At 30.8% G+C, this 24890-nt stretch carries 18 protein-coding genes; 11 read left to right on the forward strand and 7 right to left on the reverse strand.

Translation table 11 applies throughout. The features are described from left to right. The first annotated feature begins 8 nt into the window (after positions 1-8). Complete coding sequence (locus ACQ629_RS06005; protein ID WP_483707035.1) at positions 9-653, forward strand: YceI family protein; 645 nt, start codon at positions 9-11, stop codon at positions 651-653. A 48-nt stretch (positions 654-701) separates the two neighbouring features. On the opposite strand, the gene lipB is transcribed toward ACQ629_RS06005, so the two are convergent. Beyond that, entirely contained in the window at positions 702-1406 is a 705-nt protein-coding gene (lipB, locus tag ACQ629_RS06010) for a lipoyl(octanoyl) transferase LipB (RefSeq protein WP_483707036.1), read from the reverse strand. 84 nt (positions 1407-1490) lie between these two features. Here lipB and ACQ629_RS06015 point away from each other — a divergent pair, with 84 nt between their 5' ends. Then, positions 1491-6239: a GEVED domain-containing protein gene (locus ACQ629_RS06015; RefSeq protein ID WP_483707037.1), complete on the forward strand. Its 4749-nt coding sequence runs from the start codon at positions 1491-1493 to the stop codon at positions 6237-6239. A gap of 60 nt (positions 6240-6299) precedes the next feature. On the opposite strand, the gene ACQ629_RS06020 is transcribed toward ACQ629_RS06015, so the two are convergent. The 4 genes from ACQ629_RS06020 to ACQ629_RS06035 form a co-directional block, all read right to left on the reverse strand. Continuing rightward, positions 6300-9068, reverse strand: a complete 2769-nt coding sequence (locus ACQ629_RS06020) for a TonB-dependent receptor (RefSeq protein WP_483707038.1) — start codon at positions 9066-9068, stop codon at positions 6300-6302. Positions 9069-9088: 20 nt separating this feature from the next. Then, positions 9089-9928, reverse strand: a complete 840-nt coding sequence (locus ACQ629_RS06025; RefSeq protein WP_483707039.1) for a GLPGLI family protein — start codon at positions 9926-9928, stop codon at positions 9089-9091. A 72-nt stretch (positions 9929-10000) separates the two neighbouring features. After that, positions 10001-10831, reverse strand: a complete 831-nt coding sequence (locus tag ACQ629_RS06030) for a GLPGLI family protein (protein WP_483707040.1) — start codon at positions 10829-10831, stop codon at positions 10001-10003. A gap of 3 nt (positions 10832-10834) precedes the next feature. Further along, entirely contained in the window at positions 10835-11179 is a 345-nt protein-coding gene (locus ACQ629_RS06035) for a hypothetical protein (RefSeq protein WP_483707041.1), read from the reverse strand. A 122-nt stretch (positions 11180-11301) separates the two neighbouring features. Between ACQ629_RS06035 and ACQ629_RS06040 the strand changes: the two genes are divergently transcribed. Genes ACQ629_RS06040 through ACQ629_RS06050 form a run of 3 tightly spaced genes read left to right on the forward strand, consistent with a single transcriptional unit; the run spans position 11302 to position 14253 of the window. Then, a complete protein-coding gene (locus ACQ629_RS06040) occupies positions 11302-12909 on the forward strand; it encodes a sensor histidine kinase (protein ID WP_483707042.1) in 1608 nt (535 codons plus the stop codon). Further along, positions 12902-13582 (forward strand): response regulator transcription factor, encoded by a 681-nt coding sequence (locus tag ACQ629_RS06045; protein ID WP_483707043.1) that lies wholly within the window; start codon positions 12902-12904, stop codon positions 13580-13582. The genes ACQ629_RS06040 and ACQ629_RS06045 overlap by 8 nt, the downstream gene beginning before the upstream one ends. A 56-nt stretch (positions 13583-13638) precedes the next feature. Beyond that, positions 13639-14253, forward strand: coding sequence for a deoxynucleoside kinase (locus ACQ629_RS06050; protein WP_483707044.1), 615 nt, complete (start codon positions 13639-13641; stop codon positions 14251-14253). Here ACQ629_RS06050 and ACQ629_RS06055 read toward each other — a convergent pair. Then, positions 14245-14979, reverse strand: coding sequence for a TrmH family RNA methyltransferase (locus tag ACQ629_RS06055; RefSeq protein ID WP_483707045.1), 735 nt, complete (start codon positions 14977-14979; stop codon positions 14245-14247). The two genes, ACQ629_RS06050 and ACQ629_RS06055, sit on opposite strands and share 9 nt — an antisense overlap. A 73-nt stretch (positions 14980-15052) precedes the next feature. Here ACQ629_RS06055 and tamL point away from each other — a divergent pair, with 73 nt between their 5' ends. The 3 genes from tamL to accD all read left to right on the forward strand — a co-directional run bounded on the left by tamL (position 15053) and on the right by accD (position 19681). After that, on the forward strand, positions 15053-17503 hold the full coding sequence (tamL, locus tag ACQ629_RS06060; RefSeq protein ID WP_483707046.1) for a translocation and assembly module lipoprotein TamL: 2451 nt from the start codon (positions 15053-15055) through the stop codon (positions 17501-17503). Between the two features lie 92 nt (positions 17504-17595). Next, on the forward strand, positions 17596-18663 hold the full coding sequence (gene fbaA / locus ACQ629_RS06065) for a class II fructose-bisphosphate aldolase (protein ID WP_483707047.1): 1068 nt from the start codon (positions 17596-17598) through the stop codon (positions 18661-18663). Positions 18664-18823: 160 nt separating this feature from the next. After that, positions 18824-19681 (forward strand): acetyl-CoA carboxylase, carboxyltransferase subunit beta, encoded by an 858-nt coding sequence (gene accD, locus ACQ629_RS06070; RefSeq protein ID WP_483707048.1) that lies wholly within the window; start codon positions 18824-18826, stop codon positions 19679-19681. A gap of 48 nt (positions 19682-19729) precedes the next feature. Here accD and ACQ629_RS06075 read toward each other — a convergent pair whose 3' ends face one another. Next, positions 19730-20563, reverse strand: a complete 834-nt coding sequence (locus ACQ629_RS06075) for a hypothetical protein (protein ID WP_483707049.1) — start codon at positions 20561-20563, stop codon at positions 19730-19732. A 192-nt stretch (positions 20564-20755) separates the two neighbouring features. Here ACQ629_RS06075 and rpsO point away from each other — a divergent pair, with 192 nt between their 5' ends. The 3 genes from rpsO (at position 20756) to folK (ending at position 24869) form a co-directional block, all read left to right on the forward strand. Further along, a complete protein-coding gene (gene rpsO, locus ACQ629_RS06080; RefSeq protein ID WP_058884321.1) occupies positions 20756-21025 on the forward strand; it encodes a 30S ribosomal protein S15 in 270 nt (89 codons plus the stop codon). A gap of 185 nt (positions 21026-21210) precedes the next feature. Next, the gene (locus tag ACQ629_RS06085; RefSeq protein WP_483707050.1) at positions 21211-23451 is read left to right on the forward strand and encodes a polyribonucleotide nucleotidyltransferase; all 2241 of its coding nucleotides are present in this window, start codon (positions 21211-21213) and stop codon (positions 23449-23451) included. A gap of 287 nt (positions 23452-23738) precedes the next feature. Beyond that, entirely contained in the window at positions 23739-24869 is a 1131-nt protein-coding gene (folK, locus tag ACQ629_RS06090) for a 2-amino-4-hydroxy-6-hydroxymethyldihydropteridine diphosphokinase (RefSeq protein ID WP_483707051.1), read from the forward strand. Positions 24870-24890: the final 21 nt, after the last annotated feature.

Genomic DNA, 24890 nt, shown 5'->3' on the forward strand with positions numbered 1-24890 from the left:
AAATCATAATGAAAAAATCAATTTTAGCCATTGCTCTTATAGCAATTACTGCTGTTTCTTGTAAATCAGAAAAAAATAAAGTAACTGCTAACGAAGAAGTTAAAGATGTAAAAAAAGTAGAAAATGTAATTAGTTCTTATAAAGCAAATATTGATGAATCTACTGTTACTTGGAAAGGTAACAAGCCAACAGGTTCTCATAACGGTGTTGTTAGTATAGCAAATGGATTATTTGATATTGAGAACGGTGTTCTTAAATCAGGTGAATTTGTAATTGATATGAACTCTATTTCTTGTTCTGATTTAGAAGCTGGAAAAGGGAAAGAAGATTTAGAAAATCACTTAAAGAAAGGTGATTTCTTTGATGTTGAAAAATTTCCTACTGCAAAATTCGTAATTGCTAGTTCTGAAATGAAAGATGGTAAATTACAAGTAACTGGTAACTTAACTCTTAGAGGAACAACTAAAAGCATTACGATTCCTGCTACAGTAACTGAAAATGAAGGAGTTGCTACATTTAAAAGTGATATTTTTAGTATTGATAGAACTGATTTTGGTGTTACTTATAAGTCTAAGAAAATTGATGCTGCTTTAAAAGATAAATTCATTAACGATTTAATGGAAATTTCTTTTGATATTAAAGCTAAGAAATAAGCTTAAATCTATAAATAAAAAAGGGGTTGACAATGTCAACCCCTTTTTTTATGGTTTAATATATTCTTCTACTTCAAAGAGTATTTTAAAATGTTTTAGTATTTTTTCTTTTACTTCTTCTTCAGATATTTTTTCACCAAGTTCCACTTCCATCGAAGTAACAGCTTTCCCTCTAATTCCACACGGAATAATATTATCGAAATAACCTAAATTTACATTTACATTTAAAGCAAAACCATGCATGGTAACCCATCTACTAGCACGAATTCCCATAGCACAAATTTTTCTAGCAAATGGTGTCCCAACTCCAAGCCAAACTCCAGTTTCGCCATCACTACGCTCACCTTTTAAGCCATATTCTGCTATCGTTAATATAATCGACTCCTCTAATAAACGTAAATACTTATGTATATCTGTAAAAAAATTTTCTAAATCAAGAATAGGATATCCAACTATTTGTCCGGGACCATGATACGTTATATCTCCTCCCCTATTAATTTTATAAAAAGTAGCATTTTTTGCTTTTAGTCCTTCTTCGTTCAATAATAAGTTACTCATATCACCAGATTTACCCAATGTATAAACATGAGGATGCTCTACGAACAAAAAATGATTTGGTGTTACAACCTCTTCAGTAGTATTCCTTTTTTTTCTTTTTAAAGAAACAGTTTCATCTAATAACTGAGTTTGGTAATTCCATGTTTCTTTATAATCTTTTCGACCTAAATCACTGACTATTATTTTTTTATTCATAAATTCGTGTTCTAAAACAAGCCCCCAAAGGTAGGGAAAATTAGCTTTAAGTTGTTATACTCTATACCGATTAACTAGATAATTATGATTAAAAAGAACACCCTCTTAGTAGTATTAATTTTTACTTTTTTCGCAAGTAATTCATTCTCTCAGAATTTTTGGAATAATACAGCTCAAAAAAACAACTCTTTTCAAAAAGATGAAATTCTTGCCAGAGATAACAATCCCGAAAAATACGCTTTAGCCTCTTTAAATTTAGATGGTTTTAAAAATTATTTGGTTAATTTAAAATCAAAAAACAATAAAAATATAATTACACTTCCTAATTCTGTAGGAGAATTAAAAAGGTTTTCTATTAAAGAAATCTCATATTTAGCACCTAAATTAGCTTCGAAATTCCCGATGATTAAATCGTATTCTGCTCAAGGAATCGATGATCCTACTGCTATCGCTAAAATTAGTATTGGTACCAATGGTTTTCATGCTTTAATTCATTCAGGAAAAGAAAGTACCCTATATATAGATCCGTTTACAAAAGACAAGAAACAATATCTTGTTTATAAGCGAGAAGATTTAATTGCTAACAAGAATGATTTTTCATGTAAAATTAAAACATCAGCTAATAAGATAGTAGCATCAACAAACTTAAAAAGAAATGCGAACGACGGAAAACTAAGAACTTTTAGAATTGCTATTGCCACCACGGGTGAATACTCTCAATTTCATTTAAACAGAGAAGGAGTTTCCAACTCAGCAACTGATGCTGTAAAAAAAGCAACTGTTTTATCTGCAATGAATACAACTATAACTAGGGTAAACGCAGTTTACGAAAAAGATTTAGCTGTTAGAATGATTATCGTAAATGACAATGATAAAATAATATTTTTAGATGCAAATACTGACGATTTAAGCAATGATGATGCCAACAGTTTAATTAATGAAAGCCAACAAAAATGTGATGCCATAATTGGTAATGCTAATTACGATATTGGTCATACTTTTAGTACTGGTGGTGGTGGATTAGCTCAATTAGGATCTGTATGTGTTACAGGTTCTAAGGCTAGTGGTATTACGGGTAGTAGCCAACCAATTAATGATGCTTTTGATATTGATTATGTGGCACATGAATTAGGGCATCAATTTGGAGCTAATCATACGCAAAATAATGATTGTAACAGAAACCTATCAACTTCTGTTGAACCAGGGAGTGGTTCTACAATTATGGGATACGCAGGTATTTGTACGCCTAATGTTACAGGCAATAGTCATGATAATTTCCATGCAGTAAGTATCGCCCAAATGTGGGCACATATTCAAGGAAATGGAAATTGTGCTTCCGTTTCTGAAACAAATAACGATGCACCCGTAATAAATGCAGGTAATAATGTAAGTATTCCTAAATCAACTCCTTTCGTATTAAAAGCAATAGCTACGGATGCTCAGGGAATCGCTAGCTTAACATATAACTGGGAACAAACAGATAATGAAATTGCAACAATGCCTCCTGTTTCAACTAGTACAGAAGGCCCTTCATTTAGATCTTTACCTTCTAGCACATCACCTAACAGGTATTTACCAACTTTAACTAGCGTTATTAATGCTAGCGCAGATCAGTGGGAGGTTTTACCATCTGTTGCTAGAGAGTTAAATTTTGCCCTTACTGTAAGAGATAATAATACGGATGGAGGTAGCTCTGCAAGAGATGATATTAAAGTTACTGTAACAGATGCAGAAGCTTTCGTTGTTAATACACCTAATACCAACGTAACTTGGGATACAGGATCTACACAAACAATAACATGGAATCAAGGAACCACTAATTTAGCTCCTATTAATTGTACTAAAGTTAATATTAAACTATCTATTGATGGAGGAGTAACTTTTCCTATTTTTTTAAAAACTAATACCGATAATGATGGTACTGAAGCAATTACAATACCCGATAACGCAACAACTAATGCACGTATACTTGTAGAGGCTACTGATAATATTTTTTACAATGTAAATGCTACTAATTTTACAATTAACTCTACAGTTCCTACATTTTTAGTTACAAATCAAACTGAGAAACAGGTAGTTTGTAATACTGGAGGAAACTTAGTTAGTTATACTTTAAATTTTGATTTTGTTAATGGATTTTCTGAAACAGTAAACTTATCAGCTACCGACCTGCCCATAGGTGCTACAGCTAGTTTTTCTCCTACTACTATTAGTGCTGACGGAAGTGTTGTTATGACAATAAACAACTTAAACGGAACCACCCAACAAGATTATACAATAGTTGTAAATGCCGAATCTACTTCTGTTTCTCAAACAGCGAATGCTGCTTTAAAGATAATTGGAACAGATTTCTCTACTATATCTTTATCAACACCTACAAATACGGCTACAGAAATAAGTGTGAATCCAAATTTTGAATGGGTAGCTGATACTAATGCAACTTCATATAATATTGAGGTTGCTACAGATGCTAGTTTTACAGCAACGGTAATTAACGAAACAATAACAACCAATACATACATTCCTACAACACCTTTAAGTGGAGTTACAAAATATTATTGGCGTGTAAAACCTATAAACAATTGTGGTGAAGGTGCTTACTCTTCTATAAGTGAGTTTACAACAGAAATTCCTTCTTATTGCACTTCTACTTTTACAGATGAAGCTGGTGGGCAAGAACATATAACAAACGTTACCTTTAATAGTATTAATAATGATTCAGGAAATGATACTGTAGATGGCTATGAAGACTTTACCGCTATATCTACGAGCATTAAGAGAACGCTAGAGCAGCAAGTTAGTGTAACCTTTAATACAGCTGGTTATCAAGATCATTGTTATGTTTTTATCGATTGGAATCAAGATTACAAGTTTGATAATGCAACAGAAAGATATGACTTAGGCAATAAGACCGAAGACATTGCTACTGCGACATTAAACATATTGGTTCCTGAAGACGCCGTGTTAGGAGAAACTCGTATGAGGGTTAGCATAGAGTATTATACAAGTATATCACCTAATGGCGAAGGTGCTTGTGACTCTGATCATACAAGCGAATGGGGTGAAACCGAAGATTATACTATTATCATTGAAGAAAAACCGCAACCAGATTTTACGTTAACCAATACAACCGGTAATTTATCTATTTGTAACCAAGCTATAAATGAGCAAATTTTTGCTATTGATTATAAAACATTGTTTGGTTTTAACGAAGATGTTAGTTTATCTGTTACTGGAATTCCAACAAGTGCTACAAGCTCATTTAGTCCGACATCTATAAATACTAGCGGCTCTGTAGAATTAATTATTTCTAATTTAAATAACGCAATTATTGGTGATTATACCATGACGGTAACCGCAACAGCTGCTTCCGTTACAAAATCTATCAATATAGTTTTTAATGTAAATAATACTATTTGTAAATCCGAAGGAAATACAGCATCTCAAATAAGTATAACCAATGTTACTTTTGGTGAAATTGATAATACTTCAACAAAAACAGCAGGGTATTCTGATTTTAAATCAATAGCTACAGAAGTTATAATAGGAAACACTTATAATTTAGCTGTTAATGCAAATTCTGATGGTAATAATACTACAAAAACATTTGCTTGGATAGATTGGAATCAAAACTGTTTATTTGATACTGGTGAACAATATGACTTAGGAAATGTAACCAATGCTAACGGCGCTACTAGTAATAGTGGTTTAGCAATTGCTATTCCTGAAGATGCTTTAGTTGGTACCACAATTCTAAGAGTTACTACAAAATCGGCAAACGATGGCAACCCTAGTTCTTGTCAATTAGGTTTTAATGGTGAAGTTGAAGATTATACAATTACAATTACACCAGATTTTACCATAGAAAATACTACTGGTGGTGGTTCTGTATGTAGAAAAGCAACCAATGAATTTGTTTATACGATAGATTATAAAACTTTTAATAACTTTAATGAAACGGTAATTTTAACAACATCAGGTCTTCCAGCAAATGCAAACGTATCACTTAATTACACAACTATTAATTCTAACAATACAGTTACAATAACTGTTACTAACTTAAATAATGTTGATACTGGTGATTACACCTTTAAATTAACAGGTATCTCATCAATAACTAAATCGATTGATATTGTATTAAGTGTAAGTGATGATCTTTGTAAATCATCTGGGAATACAGCTTCTCAAATAAGCATTACCAATGTTACTTTTGGTGAAATTGATAATACCTCAACAAAAACAACTGGGTATTCTAATTTTAAATCAATAACTACAGGTGTAGTAAGGGGAGAAAGCTATGATATAAACACAACTATTAATTCAGATGGAAATAGTGATGTAAAAACATATGCTTGGATTGATTGGAATCAGAACTGTTTATTTGATACTAATGAAGCTTACGATGTAACATCTAACAGAGAAGCAATAACGGTTCCTGACGATGCCTTAATTGGTACAACTACCTTAAGAATTTCAGCAAAATTAAATGAATTTGCAAGATCTTGTGAATTAGATTTTAATGGTGAGGTTGAAGATTATACTATAAACGTTGAAGAAAGCTTCGCTACAGACAAAAGCTTATTTACCGATTTAAACTTATACCCTGTACCTTCTGAAGGAACAATAACTATTGATTTTAAAGTAAAATCTAAAGAATTAACCGTTGTTAGATTATTCGATTTTGCAGGTAATTTATTAGACACCCAAAGTTTCTCTACGATTTCAAGTAAATTCAATAAAGAAATTCAATTTCCTAAAATAAGTACTGGTATGTATTTACTACAAGTTCAAAATGACGGGAAGCTTATAACAAGAAAAATAATAATTAAGTAATTATTACTACATATAAAAAAAGCGAGCTATTAGCTCGCTTTTTTTATAATAATCTTACTACTATAAATTATACTTTACGGTAAACATCGCTATTCTTGGTTGAATTACATAAGTAGAGTTACTTACAAAAATATCGTTACTACTGTTTTGATTTAATCCAGTTGAGTCTAATAAATTGGTAGCACTTAGCTTGTATTCCCATTTACTATCTTTTTTCTGATAGGTTAAATCAGCTCTTAAAAATCCGTATTCATCAATAGTTCTTCCTTCATTAATTACTTTATTAAAAGTATATTTAGATGTAAAGATAAATTCTTTTAAAAAGAAGATATCTAAATTCGCGTAAGGACTGTGCGTGGTAAACGAATTTTTAATCCCTCCAATATCAGAGTTATTTATTGATACGTTATAACCTACATCAAAATTTGGTGCATTTTTAAAGTTTGTACTAAACCTTGACGTGTATGATTGTGTAAATGTTTTTGTTAATCGGTTTGCAGCTACACTCGTTTGACGGTTGGTAATTAAACTGTTCGACTTAGCATGTGATACATTACCACCTAAACGTACTTTAAACTTTCTAAAACTTTTTTGAAAATTTGCTCTAGCCGAAATTGTTTCATCAGGAAAAGCAGAGTTAACAGATGTTCTAACACTATTCACATCAATAAACTGTGTGTTACTTTTTATTACATCTATACGTTTGCTATAATTTACAGAACCAAAAATATTGGTATAATTAAACATATTAAAACTAAAATAATTCAAACTTACATTGTGATATAAAGAATTTTCTAATTCTCTATTTCCCGAATACAAACTATTGTAGTTATTAAATACATAACCTTCTGCTAACTGATTTACATCTGTAAAGCTAGTTTGCATATTATATCTTAATCGTAATGTTTCAGATTTTTTTAAGCTAATTTTTATCGAAGCATCAGGTAAAATTTTTGTGAAACTATTTTTTACTTCAGAACCTAACTGCGTGTTTTTAGAAATGTAATTATGCGCTGTAAAACCTTGATCAAAAGTAAAAATACCTGTTATAAATTTATAATGTAAACCGGCATAAATATCACTAAACGTAAAATCTACATCATTTTGACTAGTAATTTGACTAATCGTACTTTTATTACCTCCTAAAATCTCGAAAATATCTGAATTAAATTGCTGCTTACTTTGTGTGGTACCTAAAGTGATATTTAAATTACTTTTAGAATTTATAACATAGAAGTAATCTAATTTAGCATCAAATTTATTAGTTTTAATTCTTTTATTTTGACCTAAGTTAAACGGGTTTGCATTTACATCTGCTCCTATTAAATTTGCAAAAGATAACTTCTCTAATTCGGCATTATAAAAAGGATCTTCATCTTGCCATAAATGTAGCGCTTCAAAAGCAAATATATTTTTTTCGTTTAGCGTATAATAATATTTTAAATTTTGATTGATAGAAAACGGACTCTGTTCTGAAATTTGATTAATCGGCACTATTTCATCATCAGCATTTAAATACGTTCTAGATGACAAAGTGTTTTGTAGTTGTTTTTGCTTAGATATTTTAGCAAAAATATCATAATCGAATTGATTATCGCTGTTAGGTTTATAGCTTGAGCTTATTTTAAACAATCCTAAATCACTTGTTTGATTAGTGGTGTTTTCTGTTTGTTCTGTATCAATATACTTAATAGATGACGGATCGTTTTCGTTATAAGCTGGCACATTATTTCTGTCTACTCCTGCGTTAGAATACACACGGCTTGTTGCTTCTTCCATATCCGTTTCATTGCCTGAATAAATTGCAAATCCGCTTAAATCCCATGTTTTCTTTGGTGAATAGCTAAAGTTTACTGCACCAAATTCAGATTCAATTTCTTTTGCTCTATTATTCTTCATCGTTAAAAACGAAATATCACTAGAACCTACATTAAAATTTGTTCCGTTATTTTCGCTTAAACCTCTAAAACCACCAGTAAACTTAAAATAATCTCTCATCGTAAATGGCACTTCTCCTATGTCATTTACATCAGTTATAATATTTACACTATATTTTGGATTGTAATAAAATAATTTAGGTGTCGCAATGTATCTGTTGTCGGTCATTCCTACTCCCAAACCGGCTGTTACTTCTCCAAACCAAAAGTTTTTCTTACCTTCTTTTAATTTAATATTGATTACGATGTTGTCTTCATTATCGGTTACACTGCGCATTTGTCCAACTTCACTGTGATTTTTTAAAACCTCAATTTTATCAATTGCGTCAGCAGGAATATTTTTAGTTGCTATTTTTGTATCACCATCAAAGAAATCTTTTCCTTCAACCATAATTTTCTTAACAGCTTTACCTTCTACCTCAATTTCACCGTCTTCATTTACTTCAACTCCAGGAAGATTTTCTAAAACATCTCCCAGCTTTTTTTCTGTTCCGTTTTTAAAGCTATCGGCATTATAAACAATCGTATCTCCTTTAATTGTAACAGGCATTTTATAAGTAACATTTACTTCATCTAAACTATCATCTTTACCTAAACTGATATCTTTAACAATATCAACATCTTCAGTTTTTACAAGTACATCTGTTGTTTTAAAACCAATGTAGCTTACTTTTATACTATAGCTTGTGTTTTTTTTAAGATTTAATTTATAGTTTCCATTGGCATCAGTAAAACCATAAGAATCTAATTTTTTAGTAACCGTATTAATCGCAATTGCATTTGCCATTTCTAAAGGGCTACCAATACTATCTTTAACAACTCCTTTAAGTGTTATTTGGGCATTAGCTATCCATGTAGTCAATAAAATGCCTATTAGTAATATTTTTTTCATGTGTATATTATTTTGTTTTTTTAGAATCGACCTCCTCTTCCGCCGCCGCTTCTTCCACCTCTAAAACGATCTCTCATTTCTTCCATCTTCTCCTTCATCATTTTAGTATATTCTTCTCTAGTAACTTGCTTTCCTTTTTCGGGTTTTTCAATTTCTATTTTTTCAGACGGATTCATTGTTATTTCTGAGCATAAAATAGTTGTTCTACCTTCATTAATTTCTAAAATTAAACCAGGTAAACCCCAATAATTTCCAGGGCCGTTACTAACAGGTATTTGTGGTGTATACCAAGCTGTAACCAATGTTTGTTTTGGTGATTCTTTTTCAATTTTTGTTGAATCTTTTTTAGCTTCGTCTCTTCTAGGTCTTCGCATACTTCTCCAATCAAAAGCATCATTTTCTTTCACTAAAGTTGCTTTATAACATGTATAATTACCTATTTGTCTTGTTTCACTTCCTAATTCCCAGTTTGGTTTTTCGGCAGCTTCAGAAATTAAAAACTTTTTACCAAAAAACTCTGTCGATTCTAACAAAGCTCCATCTTTTATGTTCTTATATTTTGTTCCTCCACCTGAAAAACCACCGAATCTAGAACCTCTTCCGCCTGTTGTTGGTGCAGCTAATTTTTCTTCTTCTTTATAAATTGATTCTTCTCTTGTAAAGCTTAAAACAAATGTTTTTTCCAACATACTTTTCATACGTTGCATAATTTGTTTTTTTCGTTCTTCAGACATTTGTCTTCCTCCAAAATCACTATTCATTGTTGTTTTAGATTGATACACTGCCTTACCCTGAAAATTAGCCTGTGAAAAAATCGTAATAGAAATACACAGAAAAAAAATGGTTGTAAATTGTTTCATTTTTGCTTTTTAATTTTATAACTCTTAATTGTAATTAAGTGTTAGACTTCACAAAGCTGAAAAGGTTTAATTTTAACCTTGTATTTCTATACTAAATGAATTACCATCTTTACTTTTACGCTTACTTTTAAAACGCTCCATCATTTCTTTAGAATGCTTATCCATTATTTTATCAAATTTCTTCTGAGTAACTTTTTTACCTTTTGATGGTTCTTTAATCTGAACTTTATCTGACGGATTCATAACAATCTCTGTACAAACTATTGTTTGTTTGCCATCTTGAATTTCTAAAATTAAACCTGGCAATCCCCAAAAACTACCAGGACCGTTACTTACAGGCACTTGCAGCGTGTACCAAGCTACTGTCTCTATGATTACCTTTTCTTTTTTCTCCTCTTTCTCTCCGTCTGTCATAGAAAAAGAAGTTCTTGTTTCCTCTCTTTTTCTTGTTGCTTTATAACAAGTATAATTACCAATGTTTTTTGTTTCGCTTGTCATTTCCCAATCAAGTTCACTTAACTTATCTTTAATAAGAAACCGCTTTCCGCTAATTTCAGTTTTATTTACAAATCGTTTACCAGCAACATTTTTATACAAAACATCGGTTCCTCCACCATTTCCCATAATTTTGATACTTACTCCGTTTTGAGCCTGTGGAGTAGATAATTCTTCATTTTGCTTATAAGTAGATTCTGATTTGGTAAAATTTAACGTATATGTTTTTTGAAATTGTTTTAACAACTGTGCTTGTAATTGTTTTTGAAGATCTGAATTGCCTCCTTTTTTATCTTTCATTTTAAAATCTACTTTTCTATGCGTTTTATAGGTTGCTTTTCCTTGAAAGCCTTGTGCATAAATTGAGGCACTTAAAAACAGTGTCATTATTGCTATTGCTTTTTTCATTTTTTATAAATTTTCTATTATTTTAATTGTTTTTTCCACTACATTAATTGTTTCGCTTAAATCAGATAATTCTCCTTCTACCTGAAAACTATGTTTATATTTTAAATTAGAATTCTTTTTATTATTCTTAACCTTAAAATCTAAAACTACTTTTTCTTTCTTATTAGTATTTTCATTAAAAATCTCTTTAACATCATTCCAATTAATACTTTTTAACTCTTTAACAGAATCAACTGAAAATATTAATGTTGTTACATTACTTTCTTTTATCTCTGCTGTTGTATTATCCTCTTGAGAGTATATAATGCTAGACAGACTAATTAATAATATGGTAATAATTTTTTTCATGTTAGTTGTTTTTTAAATTCTATACTACAAATATGAATAGATCAATACTTACTTTAAGTTAACCAATGTTAACGAGTGTTAAGCTGTTATTGTAATTACAGCTAACTACTTATCTTTGAAACATGGAAAACAAAAAACATCGTTGGATTTTATATTTTATTGTTATAACGATACTGACTACTGTTAGTGTACAGTTATATTGGAACTATAAAAACTATGAACAAAACAAGCAGCGTGTTTTAAATGAAATTCAGATAAGTTTAGATAATTCGATTGAAGCCTACTACATAAACCTTTCTAAGAAAAATCATTTTGCAATTGTAGAACCTGAAAATCTTACTCCCTCAGATAAATTAAAGAAGGATAAAATTTGGAAAAACATATTTAAAACATCAGGAATAAAAAAAAGTAAAAAAATAAATCATTTAAAAGATAGCCTTTCTTTTAAAGTAACTTCAATTGAAATAAATAGTGATGACACTGATTTTAAAAAAATGGATTCTTCTTTTATAGAATCTATCTTTCATAAAGATGAAATCAATCTTAATTCAAAAGAAAAAAACACTAATAAAATTTCTACGAATGTTTTTTTACATTCTGATAAAGGAATAAAAACGGTAAAGCATAAAAATAAGAATGCTGAAAAAATTCAGCTCTTTTTGGGTAAAAAAGCTACAGACAGTTTAAAGTTAATAAAAGGATTACAAACCATTTTTATTGCGATACAAAACGACAGTATAAATTATAAGAGTATTGATTCAATTCTATCAAAAGAACTTATTAATAAAGGAATAAACACTAAATATTATTTTAATCACTTAAAAAAAGATACTCTTTTTTACAGCAACAAAACCAACGAGACAAAATCGTTCTTTAAAACAGAAGCAAAATCTACCTATTTAAAAACTGATGAAAAATTTAACCTCTATTATAAAAATCCGACATACGAGGCTTTAAAAAGAAGTTCTACAGGCATCATTTTGTCTTTACTATTATCTCTTGCAGTAATTTCTAGTTTATTCTATTTATTAAAAGTTATCAATCAGCAAAAAGAACTGGCAGAAATTAAAAATGATTTAATTAGCAACATTACGCACGAATTTAAAACACCTATTACTACAATCTCTACTGCTATTGAAGCTATTGATGATTTTAATATGATTAACGATAAAGAGAAAACTAAAAAATATCTTTCTATTTCTTCGATTCAACTTAAAAAATTGCATCAAATGGTTGAAAAACTTTTAGAAACGGCTACTTTAGATAGTGAGAATTTAATGCTGCAAAAAGAATCGATAAATATTATTGATTTAGTAGAAAAAATAGCTCAAAAGCATCAGCAAATATTGATTGATAAAAACATTTATTTTTCAACAAATACAACTACTTTAATAACAAAATTAGATGCTTTTCATTTTGAAAATGCTGTTTCTAATCTTATCGACAACGCCATAAAATATGGCGGAGATACTATACAAATAAAGATAGCATTTATACTAAACAATATCGAAATTTCGGTTACTGACAACGGAAAAGGGATTGAGAAAAATCAACAAGAAAAAATATTTGAAAAATTTTATCGAGTTCCGAAAGGAAACACGCACGACGTAAAAGGTTTTGGAATTGGTTTATATTACTCTAAAAAAATCATAGAAAAACACAACGGCTTCCTTTCTTTAACTTCAAACACAAAAGAAACTACTTTTAAAATTACGTTGCCAAATGAGTAAAAAAATAAAATTATTATTAGCCGAAGATGAACCTAGTTTAGGGCAAATTATAAAAGAAAGTTTAGAAACGAGAGATTTTGAAGTTTTTCATGCCCTAGATGGTGAAGAAGCTTTTATTTTTTATAAAAAAGAGCAACCAGATGTGTTGGTTTTAGATGTTATGATGCCTAAAAAAGACGGCTTTACTTTAGCCAAAGAAATCCGTTTAGAGAACAAACATATTCCCATAATTTTTTTAACAGCAAAATCGCAAACGAAAGATGTTCTAGAAGGTTTTGAACATGGCGGCAATGATTATTTAAAAAAACCTTTCTCTATGGAAGAGCTTATTGTTCGCGTTCATTCTTTATTAAATAGAACTCAGTTAAAAACAACTTCTGATAAATTAATAATTGGTAATTTCATTTTTAATCACCACAAACAAACTTTGTTTTTTAATTCAGAACCTGAATTGCTAACACATAGAGAGTCTGAATTGCTATTTCATCTCTTTCAAAAGAAAAATGAAATATTAGATCGCTCATTTATTTTAAAAAAATTATGGGGTAATGATGATTTTTTTAACGCTCGCAGTATGGATGTATTTATTTCTAAATTACGTAAGAAATTAAAACGCGACGAAAATATTCAAATTGTAAATGTGCGAGGCTACGGATATAAATTGATGTGCTAAAACCTTTTGAAATCCCTTTTTTTATGTAATTTTACCATCTTGAAATATTTAAAAATATGCATGTAGCAATTGCCGGGAATATAGGCGCAGGTAAAACAACATTAACACAATTACTAGCAAAACATTATAATTGGGACCCACATTTCGAATCGGTAGATGAAAATCCTTATTTAGATGATTTTTATGCTGAGATGGAACGTTGGTCTTTTAATCTGCAAGTTTTCTTTTTAAACAGCCGTTTTCGTCAAGTTTTAGAATTAAGGCAGTCTGGAAAAAAAATTATTCAAGACAGAACAATTTACGAAGATGCTCACATTTTTGCACCTAACTTGCATGCAATGGGTTTAATGACAAACCGTGACTATAGCAACTATTCTTCATTATTCGAATTAATGGAAAATTTGGTAACTCCGCCAGATTTATTAATTTATTTACGTGCCGATATCTCTACACTTGTAGGGCAAATTCACAAACGTGGTAGAGAGTACGAAAACTCAATTAGTATCGATTATTTAAGCCGATTAAACGAACGTTACGAAGCTTGGGTTAGTAAATACACCAAGGGGAAATTATTAATTATAGATGTTGACAATTTAGATTTTGTTAAAAACCAAGAAGATTTAGGTTTTATTATCGATCGAATTGATTCTCAAATTAACGGATTATTCTAAACCCCTTTTAAACTCACTTAATAAAATAGCAGTTGCAGTAGCAACATTTAAACTCTCCGTTTGCTGAATTTCACCAAACCTAGGGATGGTTAATTTGTGCTTTACAATTGCTGATATTTCAGCAGAAATTCCGTTTGCTTCATTTCCCATTACTAAAACAGCTTTTTCTGGCAATGATGCTTTGTACACGTTACTTCCGTCCATATCTGCCGTATAAATTGGTAATTGGGTGCTAGATAAGAAATCAGGTAAATCAACATAAGAAACATTCACTCTCGTTAAAGAACCCATCGTAGACTGCACAACTTTTTGATTATAACAATCCACCGTGTTTTTAGAGCACACAAGTTCTGAAACTCCAAACCAATCACATAAACGGATAATAGTTCCTAAATTACCAGGATCGTTTACTTCATCTAAAGCAACTATTAAACTTGTTTCTTTAGTTTCTTTATCTTCTGGTATTTTAAACAATCCTAAAACCTTATTCGGATTTTTTAAAGTGCTAATTTTTTTTAATTCATTATCTGATATAACAGTACGCGCTATTTCATTGCCAACAACGAAAGATTCATCTACCGTAAAAATATGTGATGCTTCTAAAGAAGAGTTTAATAATTCTTTTACAACCTTTATTCCTTCAGCAACAAATAATTTATGCTTTTGGCGATACTTTTTTTGCTGTAAACTTGTTATTAACTTCAGGTTGCTTTTAGATAAACTCATTAAATCTTTTTTAACACATTATAACCACTAAAAAATAGTATTTTTGATCTTTAAAATACGAGGCGTAAAGTTAATGAAAAAACTTTCTTTCTTCTTTTTATTAGTAGTCTTATTCAGTTCGTGCAATACGATAAAGTATGTAAAAGAAAATGAGTTATTACTAACAAAAAACACTATTTATGTTGATAGTGTAAAAAACTCAAACGAAAACATTACTGAATTACTTACACAACGACCTAACGCGAAAGCTTTAGGCATCCCCTTATCCTTATATTTTTATAATTTAGGGAATCCTGAAGGGCCAAAAACACCTACTCAGTGGGGTAAACAAAAGCCAAAAACATATTCTTTTTTAAAAAGTGGTTTTTCCGAAAAGCAAAGTATTTCTGTAGCAAAAAGTTTTATTGGTTTTAATAACTGGTTTTTAAATAGTGGTGAAGCTCCTGTTGTTATTGATGATAAAAAAACAAGAAAAACAGCAGCTAATTTAAATGCTTATTTTCAAACCGAAGGCTATTTCCGCTCATATGTTTCTTCTCAAAAAGATTCTGTAAGTACAAAAAAAGGAACTATATCTTATAATGTATCAAGAGGTAAACCTTCTTTTTTAGACACTATTAATACAAAAATATCCTCTCCGGTTCTTGGTACTATATATAAAGGTTTAAAAGAAAAAAGTTTTCTTAAATCAGGAGACCAATACAAGGACGGTAATTTTATTAAAGAAGCAAATCGATTAGTTAATTTATTTAGGAATAAGGGAGTGTATCATTTTAACGAGAATTATATTTCTTTTGAAATAGATACGCTAAAAAACTACCAAAAGGCTAGTGTAGATATTAATATTTCTGATAGAATTGTTCCGTTTAAAATTCAAAAAATAAAAAAAATAAACGTTTATACCGACTACACTTATAATAAAAGAAATTCTATTCATAAAGACTCTATTTTATACAAAGGCATTAATTATTATGCTCACAAAAAATTAAAATACAATCCGAAGTTCTTATCACAATCGTTATTTATTAAGCCTAACACTGTTTATAATGACGCATCTAGAAACTTAACGCGTACACATTTAAGAGGATTAAAAAACTTTAAAGCTACTTCTATTCGTTATAATGAAATAAACGACCATGAATTAGAAGCAGATGTATTTTTAACTCCAATTGAAAAATATACTTTAGGTTTAGATACTGAGCTTTCTCGTTCTAATATTAGAAATTTTGATGTTTCTTTAAAGTTTTCAATAACAAACAGAAACACTTTTAAAGGTGCTGAGATTTTTAAACTATCAACTTTCGGATCGTATTTTAATTCTAATAACGGACCTGGTTGGGAAGTTGGTGCTGATCTTTCTTTAGAAGTGCCTCGTTTTATGGCTCCTTTTGGTTTAAACAAACTTGTGCCTAAAAAAATGTTTCCTAGAACAAAATTTTTTGTAGGAGGTGGTGTGCAAAAAAATATAGGTCTTGATAATCAAAATATTTCTGTAGGTATTGATTATAAGTGGAATTACAATAAACAGAAAACTATTCAGTTAGAATTCTTTAATACTCAATATATCCGAAATTTAAATGTTGATAATTACTTTAACATATATGCTTCAGAATATTCTAAATTAAAAAATGTAGATGACGCAACAGCTGCATACACGCTACCTGCTAACAGACCTAGTAATTCTGCTGCTATTCTACAATTTATTAGAAACGTTGCTCAAGACAATTCTTTTGCGACTGCAAATCCTGCAGAATATCAAAACAACCTTAATATTTTTAATCGCTATAATATAATTACTTCTGATTTCTTAATTCCAGAAATAGCCTATAGTTACACATACAATAATCAGGAAAATGTTAAAGATGCAAGCTTTTCTTTTCTAAAACTTAGAATTACGAACTCTGGAAATATTATGGGTTTATTATCTAACCAAACAAACAGTAGAGAGCAAAAAACAGTCTTTAAAATCCCTATCGCTCAATATTTCAAAACAGATGTAGAATATAAAAAATACTGGAACCTTGGTAACAATACTGTTTTAGCACATCGTACTTTTTTAGGAGCAATTATAACCTATGACAAATCAAACATTCCTTTTTCTCGTAGCTATTTTGCAGGAGGCTCAAATGATATTAGAGCTTGGAGAACCTACGATTTAGGGCCGGGAACCAGAAAACCAGGATTAGAATATAACATTGGTAGTTTAAAATTTTTATCGAGTTTTGAATATCGATTTAATGTATTAGGATCTTTAAAAGGAGCTTTATTTGTTGATGCAGGAAATATTTGGGACATTACCAATTCTCAATTCACAGATGATAGTGCAAAGTTTAAAAACCTAAAATCACTAACCAGCATGGCCGTAGGTTCTGGTTTCGGACTTCGCTATGACTTTAAGTTTTTAATAGCACGATTAGATTTAGGTTTTAAGGTACACGAACCATATTTAAACAATAACAGGTGGCTTGAAAATTTTGATTTCTCTAGTTCTGTATTAAATATAGGGATTAATTACCCTTTTTAATTTCTATTATTAATTCACTTACTGTTATTTCTTATTAATACGTTGAAAATTTCTTATTTTTGATGCGCTAAACACAACTAAAAACAAATAAAATGGCTCATACTATTAAGGCTGGTGTTGCTACCGGTAAAGAAGTTCAAGCAATATTTCAATTAGCTAAAGATAAAAAATTCGCATTACCCGCTGTAAATGTTGTAGGTTCTAACACTGTAAATACTGTTTTAGAAACAGCAAAAGAATTAAACGCACCCGTAATTATTCAATTTTCTAACGGTGGGGCTCAATTTAATGCAGGTAAAGGTTTATCTAATGAAAATGAAAAAGCTGCTATTGCTGGGGCTGTTGCTGGAGCAAAACACATACACTTATTAGCTGAAGCTTACGGAATACCTGTTATATTACATACAGATCATGCCGCTAAAAAATTATTACCTTGGATTGATGGATTATTAGATGCTAGTGAGCAATTTTATAAGGAAACAGGAAAATCTCTTTACAGTTCTCATATGATCGATTTATCTGAAGAACCAATCGAAGAAAATATTGAAATTTGTAAAAGCTACTTAGCTCGTATGAGTAAAATAGGTATGACTTTAGAAATTGAATTAGGAATAACCGGTGGTGAAGAAGATGGTGTTGACAACTCTGATGTTGATGTTTCTAAACTATACACACAACCTAAAGAAGTTGCCTATGCTTATGAAGAATTAATGACAATAAGTGATCAATTTACAATTGCCGCTGCTTTTGGTAATGTTCACGGAGTTTACAAACCAGGTAATGTAAAATTAACGCCGAAAATATTGAAAAATTCTCAAGAATATATTTCAAAAAAATACGATGTTCCTCATAATACAATCGATTTTGTTTTTCACGGCGGATCAGGTTCTACCTTAGAAGAAATAAGAGAAGCAATTGGTTACGGAGTTATTAAAATGAATATTGATACTGATTTACAGTATGCTTTTACTGAAGGTATACGTGATTATGTTTTAGATAAAAAAGAGTATTTAGCTACTCAAATTGGTAATCCAGATGGAGCAGACAAACCTAATAAAAAATATTACGACCCTCGTAAATGGCTAAGACAAGGTGAATTAACCTTTAAAAAGCGCCTTAAAAAAGCTTTCGAAGATTTAAATAATGTAAACACGTTATAGTATTCATAACCTCTAAAAAACAAGCACTTAGAACCTTCTGAGTGCTTTTTTTTTATTTATAAAAAGTAAAGTTCACAAAAATCATTTACATTTGTCGCCAGCTCTTTTCTTAAAATATAAAGAGTTAATCAAAAACAAACAACAAAATATAAACTAAACTATGGCTTGGTTTAAACGTACAGACAAAGGGATTCAAACCCCAACCGAAGAAAAAAGAGACACGCCGAAAGGCTTGTGGTATAAAACACCTAGTGGTAAAGTAATTGATACTGATGAACTAAAGAAAAACCTATATGTAAGTCCAGAAGATGGATACCATGTTCGTATTGGAAGTCATGAGTATTTCGAGCTTTTTTTTGATGACAATAATTTTGTTGAATTAAATGCAACTTTAACATCAAAAGATCCATTAAAATTTGAAGATACCAAAAAATACCCTGAGCGCTTAAAAGCAGCACAGAAAAAAACAGGTTTAAAAGATGCTGTTCGTACAGCTGTTGGTAAATCTAACGGGAAAAATATCGTTATTGCTTCTATGGATTTTGCTTTTATTGGTGGATCTATGGGAAGTGTTGTGGGAGAAAAAATTGCAAGATCTATTGACTATGCTATTAAAAACGAACTTCCTTTTTTAATGATTTCAAAATCTGGGGGTGCACGTATGATGGAAGCATCATTATCTTTAATGCAATTGGTAAAAACATCAGCAAAACTAGCACAATTGGCAGATGCTAAAATTCCGTATATTTCATTATGTACAGATCCTACGACTGGAGGAACGACTGCTTCGTTTGCAATGTTAGGAGATATTAATATTGCTGAACCTAATGCTTTAATTGCCTTTGCTGGCCCACGTGTTGTAAAAGACACAACAGGTAAAGAATTGCCTGAAGGTTTTCAACGTTCTGAATTTGTTTTAGAACATGGTTTCTTAGATGGAATTTACGAACGTAAAAACTTAAAAAAACAAGTAAACTTATATATAGACTTGATACAAAATCAACCTGTAAGATTATAAAAAAAAGCCAGCTAAAAAGTTGGCTTTTTTTATTCTAACTGTAAAAAATTAAAACCTTTGTAAGCGTACCTCTACAGAGGTTCCATTTTCATTAGTAAGTTTTGCTATGTTATCGCAACTACCATCACCAAAATTTAAAATGTAAATAGCTCCGTTTTTCGTTATTTCTGTCTTACCACTTACAATATACCTACAACTAAATTCCCTTCTTAAACTCTCAATAATATTACCTGTAAACACAGTACCATAAAGATTTGTATACTCCCAACTTCCAGATATAGCATACACATCATCTCCGCGATCTCTTGTATCACCACCAATAATCATTTCCCTTACCCGCGTTCCGCTTTTAGATATTGATGCTCCGTTTTTAAAAGTAATCTTAACATTTGAATTATGTGTTGCCTCACGATTTCCATTAGCATTTTCACGAATTCTAACAATCGATTTTTCTCCTTCAATAGCATGTCCCTCAACTTTAAAATCTTCAAAAGTAATTGTTTTAAAATACCCATTGGTAACCTTAACATATTCTATAATTATTTTACCTGAAAACTCCCTTCCCAAATAACCAATACAACTTTCTCCAAAATCTAATGTTATCGTTTTACTTTTCGAATTCTCTACAACTGTTCTTATGACACAATCAGACACGCTACTTTTATTTTCATCAGCTGATTTCCCTAATAAGTTGTAATCATAATCATCCTCTTCTAATATATTATCAACTTCGAACGTTAGGTCGTCAGTTAAAATAACATTTTGAGCCTCTACTGAAGTCAACTCATTATTTGTTAAAGACTCTTCATTATCCGAACACGCGGTAAATAACAAAGCACTAACCAAAGAAAACATTCCGATTTTTAAGATTGTAATTTTCATAATTTAAATATTTATTTAAAATAAGTTAATTTAACACTATGACTAGAATATTTTAAAAAGGTTTAATTTCACATTAAAAAACAGTACTAAATCTACTCATTTTAGGTATTAATGTATTAAAAAATTAATTGTACATTTGCAACTTCAATGCAAAAGCATTGTGTACATAAAAATCATTTAAATAATATTGGAATGTATTTAACAAAAGAAGTAAAAGAAGGATTGTTCGAAAAGCACGGTAAAGGTAAAGCTGATACTGGTACTTCGGAAGGACAAATTGCATTGTTCACATTTAGAATCAACCACTTAACTGAACACTTAAAGAAAAATCGTAAAGATTTTAACACAGAGCGTTCTTTAGTAAAGATGGTAGGTAAGCGTAGAAGTTTACTTGATTACTTAAAGAAAACAGAAATCAACAGATATCGTGCGATTATCGTAGAATTAGGAATTAGAAAATAATTCTCACAAAAAAGAGGCTCTATAAACGTGCCTCTTTTTTATTTTAAAGAAAGTTCATTTCTATCTAACTAATAGAAATTTATATAAAAAACTCAAGATTTTTAACAACAATTTTGAATTTCCATTGCAACAACAAACAATAACAACACAACAACAAACAATTTAAAAATTTAGAATTAAAATTTATGATTCCAAAAGTATTTAGAGAGGTCATTGACCTTGGAGATGGAAGAACCATCTCATTAGAAACGGGTAAGTTAGCGAAACAAGCTCATGGTTCAGTTGTTGTGCAAATGGGAAAAGCAATGTTGTTATGTACTGTAGTATCTAGCTACAAAGCAGGAACAGTTGACTTTTTACCTTTAACGGTAGATTATAGAGAAAAATTTGCTGCTGCAGGGCGTTACCCTGGAGGATTCTTTAAAAGAGAAGCAAGACCAAGTGATGGTGAAGTATTAACAATGCGTCTTGTAGACCGTGTTTTACGTCCATTATTCCCTAAAGATTACCATTCAGAAGTGCAGGTAATGATCCAATTAATGTCTCATGATGAAGATGTTATGCCAGATGCATTAGCAGGTTTAGCAGCATCAGCAGCTATTCAATTATCAGATTTCCCTTTCGAATGCCCTATTTCTGAAGCACGTGTTGCTAGAGTAAATGGAGAATTTGTAATCAACCCAAACAGAGCACAATTAGCAGAATCTGACATCGATATGATGATTGGAGCTTCTGCAGATTCTGTAATGATGGTTGAAGGTGAAATGGATGAGATTTCTGAAGAAGAAATGGCAGATGCAATTAAATTTGCTCATGAATCTATTAAGATTCAGTGTGCTGCTCAAGTTCGTTTAGCGGAAGCTTTCGGTAAGAAAGAAACAAGAGAATACGAAGGAGAAAGAGAAGATGAAGAAGTTGCTGCAAAAATAAATGACCTTGCCTACGATAAATGTTATGCTATCGCTAAGAAAGGAACATCTAAAGCAGAACGTACTACTGCTTTTTCTGAAGTAAAAGAAGAAGTAAAAGCTTCATTTACCGAAGAAGAATTAGCAGATTATGCTGAGTTAGTTGGAAAATATTTTAACAAGACTCAAAAAGCTGCTGTTCGTGAATTAACTTTAGCTGAAGGATTGCGTTTAGACGGTCGTAAGACAGATGAAATTAGACCTATTTGGTGTGAAGTAGATTACTTACCTTCTACACACGGTTCATCAATTTTTACTCGTGGAGAAACACAAGCATTAGCAACCGTTACTTTAGGAACATCAAGAGATGCAAATAAAATAGATATGCCATCTTACGAAGGTGAAGAGAATTTCTATTTACATTATAACTTCCCTCCTTTTTGTACAGGTGAAGCAAGACCATTAAGAGGAACATCTCGTAGAGAAGTTGGTCATGGTAACTTAGCGCAACGTGGATTAAAAGGAATGATTCCAGACGATTGTCCTTATACAGTAAGAGTTGTATCTGAAGTTTTAGAATCTAACGGTTCTTCTTCTATGGCTACAGTTTGTGCTGGTACAATGGCATTAATGGACGCAGGTGTTAAAATGACAAGACCCGTTTCTGGTATTGCTATGGGATTAATTTCTGATGGAGATCGTTACGCAGTTTTATCTGATATTTTAGGTGATGAAGATCACTTAGGTGATATGGACTTTAAAGTAACTGGTACTTCTGAAGGAATTACTGCTTGCCAAATGGATATTAAAGTAAAAGGTTTAGGTTACGAAATTTTAGTGAATGCACTAAAACAAGCTCGTGATGGTCGTTTACATATTTTAGAGAAATTAACTGACACAATTGCTTCAGCAAACGAAGAAGTTAAAGAGCACGCTCCTAAAATGATTAACAGACGTATTCCTAATGATATGATTGGTGCATTTATTGGACCAGGAGGTAAACATATTCAAGAATTACAGAAAGAAACAGGGACTACAATTGTAATCACTGAAGACGCTGTAACTGAGGAAGGAATTATTGAAATCTTAGGAACTGACCCTGCAGGAATAGAACAAGTTATTACTCGTATAGAGTCTATGCTTTTCAAGCCAACAGTTGGTAGCGCTTACGAAGTTAAAGTAATTAAAATGTTAGATTTTGGTGCTGTTGTAGAATATGCAGAAGCTCCAGGAAACGAAGTTTTATTACACGTTAGTGAATTAGCTTGGGAACGTACAGAAAATGTTACTGATGTAGTAAACATGGGTGATGTTTTTGATGTAAAGTACTTTGGTCAAGATCCTAGAACTCGTAAAGAAAAAGTTTCTCGTAAAGCATTGTTACCAAAGCCTGAAGGTTATGTAGCAAGACCACCTAGAGATGATAAACGTTCTGGAGGTCGTGATAACAGAAGCAGAGATACTCGTGCTCCAAGGCGTGATGATAGAAAGCCTAGAGAAGAGAAAAAAGAAGATTAAATAATCTTTCCTATAAAATTAAAAAGGCAACCATACGGTTGCCTTTTTTGTTACCTTATTAATAAAAAAACATCAGAATTATAAGCATAAAAAAGGCTGCTAAAATTAGCAGCCTTAAAAGAGTTTTGTTTTGATCATTCCCCAATAATCGTAATAAAAAAACAGCACTCTATAAAGAATTCCAACTATAAAACAAGACTATTGTATTTTACCCTACTTTTTTAAAATAAAAAAATCATATTTTTTACTTATGTTGTTCTAGTTTTATTTTTCTTTGCAGTCTACACATGAAAATACAACGAATAACATATTTATCAATAGGAACCAATAAAGGTAATAAGCTCGAAAACATTCAGAATGCAATTAATATAATTGCTGATAAAGTTGGTGCTGTCCTTAAAATTGCTTCTGTATATAAAACACCTTCATTAGGTTTTGATGGCGCTGATTTTTACAATACATGTATTAAAGTTTCTACTTATTTGCCTCCCGAAAGTTTAATTAAAAACCTACTTGCAATAGAGAACGAGTTAGGAAGAGCCAGAGAAAATACAAGTGGTTATGTCGACAGAATTATTGATATCGACATTATTTTATTTGAAGACGAAATTATTTTCTCTAAAAATCTTATTGTACCGCATCCGCGGATGTTAGATCGAAAATTTGTATTGGTTCCTTTAGTTGAAATTGCTAGAAACACCATTCATCCGATAGAAAAAAAGCATTTATATATTTGTTTAGAAAACTGTTTAGATAATTCAGAAATCACACTTATTAAAGAGCAATTAAAAAGACCAACTCCTATTACCGAAAAATATAATTACATTGCTATAGAAGGAAATATTGGGGCAGGAAAAACATCATTAGCCAATATGATGTCTGACGAGTTTAATGCTAAAGTTGTGTTAGAACGTTTCGCAGACAATCCGTTTTTGCCAAAATTTTATGAAGATAATGAGCGCTACGCTTTTCCGTTAGAAATGAGTTTTTTAGCCGACAGGTATCAGCAATTAACAGATGATTTAGCGCAATTCGATTTATTTAAAAACTTTATTGTTTCTGATTACTATATTTTTAAATCTTTAATTTTTGCCCAAGTTACCTTGCAAAAAGACGAGTATAAATTATACCGTAAAATGTTCGACTTAATGTACAAAGAAATCACTAAACCCGATTTGTATGTGTACTTATATCAAAACACAGAACGTTTATTAGAGAACATAAAAAAGCGGGGGAGAGATTACGAACAAAATATAGAAGCTAGTTATTTACAAAAAATACACGATGGTTATAGCAACTTTATAAAAACAGCACCCAATTTAAATATTTTAATTATTGATGTTTCTGATATAGATTTTGTAAACAATACTGAAGATTATAATATTATCATTAATAAAATAAAAAACCATACCGCATAAAAAAAGCAGCTTAAAAGCTGC

The sequence above is a fragment of the Tenacibaculum sp. SM2510 genome, assembly GCF_057002845.1.

Coding starts and splice junctions, on each gene's coding strand:
- ACQ629_RS06005 (WP_483707035.1), top strand. CDS start 9: ATGAAAAAATCAATTTTAGCCATTGCTCTTATAGCAATTACTGCTGTT.
- lipB (WP_483707036.1), bottom strand. CDS start 1,406: ATGAATAAAAAAATAATAGTCAGTGATTTAGGTCGAAAAGATTATAAA.
- ACQ629_RS06015 (WP_483707037.1), top strand. CDS start 1,491: ATGATTAAAAAGAACACCCTCTTAGTAGTATTAATTTTTACTTTTTTC.
- ACQ629_RS06020 (WP_483707038.1), bottom strand. CDS start 9,068: ATGAAAAAAATATTACTAATAGGCATTTTATTGACTACATGGATAGCT.
- ACQ629_RS06025 (WP_483707039.1), bottom strand. CDS start 9,928: ATGAAACAATTTACAACCATTTTTTTTCTGTGTATTTCTATTACGATT.
- ACQ629_RS06030 (WP_483707040.1), bottom strand. CDS start 10,831: ATGAAAAAAGCAATAGCAATAATGACACTGTTTTTAAGTGCCTCAATT.
- ACQ629_RS06035 (WP_483707041.1), bottom strand. CDS start 11,179: ATGAAAAAAATTATTACCATATTATTAATTAGTCTGTCTAGCATTATA.
- ACQ629_RS06040 (WP_483707042.1), top strand. CDS start 11,302: ATGGAAAACAAAAAACATCGTTGGATTTTATATTTTATTGTTATAACG.
- ACQ629_RS06045 (WP_483707043.1), top strand. CDS start 12,902: ATGAGTAAAAAAATAAAATTATTATTAGCCGAAGATGAACCTAGTTTA.
- ACQ629_RS06050 (WP_483707044.1), top strand. CDS start 13,639: ATGCATGTAGCAATTGCCGGGAATATAGGCGCAGGTAAAACAACATTA.
- ACQ629_RS06055 (WP_483707045.1), bottom strand. CDS start 14,979: ATGAGTTTATCTAAAAGCAACCTGAAGTTAATAACAAGTTTACAGCAA.
- tamL (WP_483707046.1), top strand. CDS start 15,053: ATGAAAAAACTTTCTTTCTTCTTTTTATTAGTAGTCTTATTCAGTTCG.
- fbaA (WP_483707047.1), top strand. CDS start 17,596: ATGGCTCATACTATTAAGGCTGGTGTTGCTACCGGTAAAGAAGTTCAA.
- accD (WP_483707048.1), top strand. CDS start 18,824: ATGGCTTGGTTTAAACGTACAGACAAAGGGATTCAAACCCCAACCGAA.
- ACQ629_RS06075 (WP_483707049.1), bottom strand. CDS start 20,563: ATGAAAATTACAATCTTAAAAATCGGAATGTTTTCTTTGGTTAGTGCT.
- rpsO (WP_058884321.1), top strand. CDS start 20,756: ATGTATTTAACAAAAGAAGTAAAAGAAGGATTGTTCGAAAAGCACGGT.
- ACQ629_RS06085 (WP_483707050.1), top strand. CDS start 21,211: ATGATTCCAAAAGTATTTAGAGAGGTCATTGACCTTGGAGATGGAAGA.
- folK (WP_483707051.1), top strand. CDS start 23,739: ATGAAAATACAACGAATAACATATTTATCAATAGGAACCAATAAAGGT.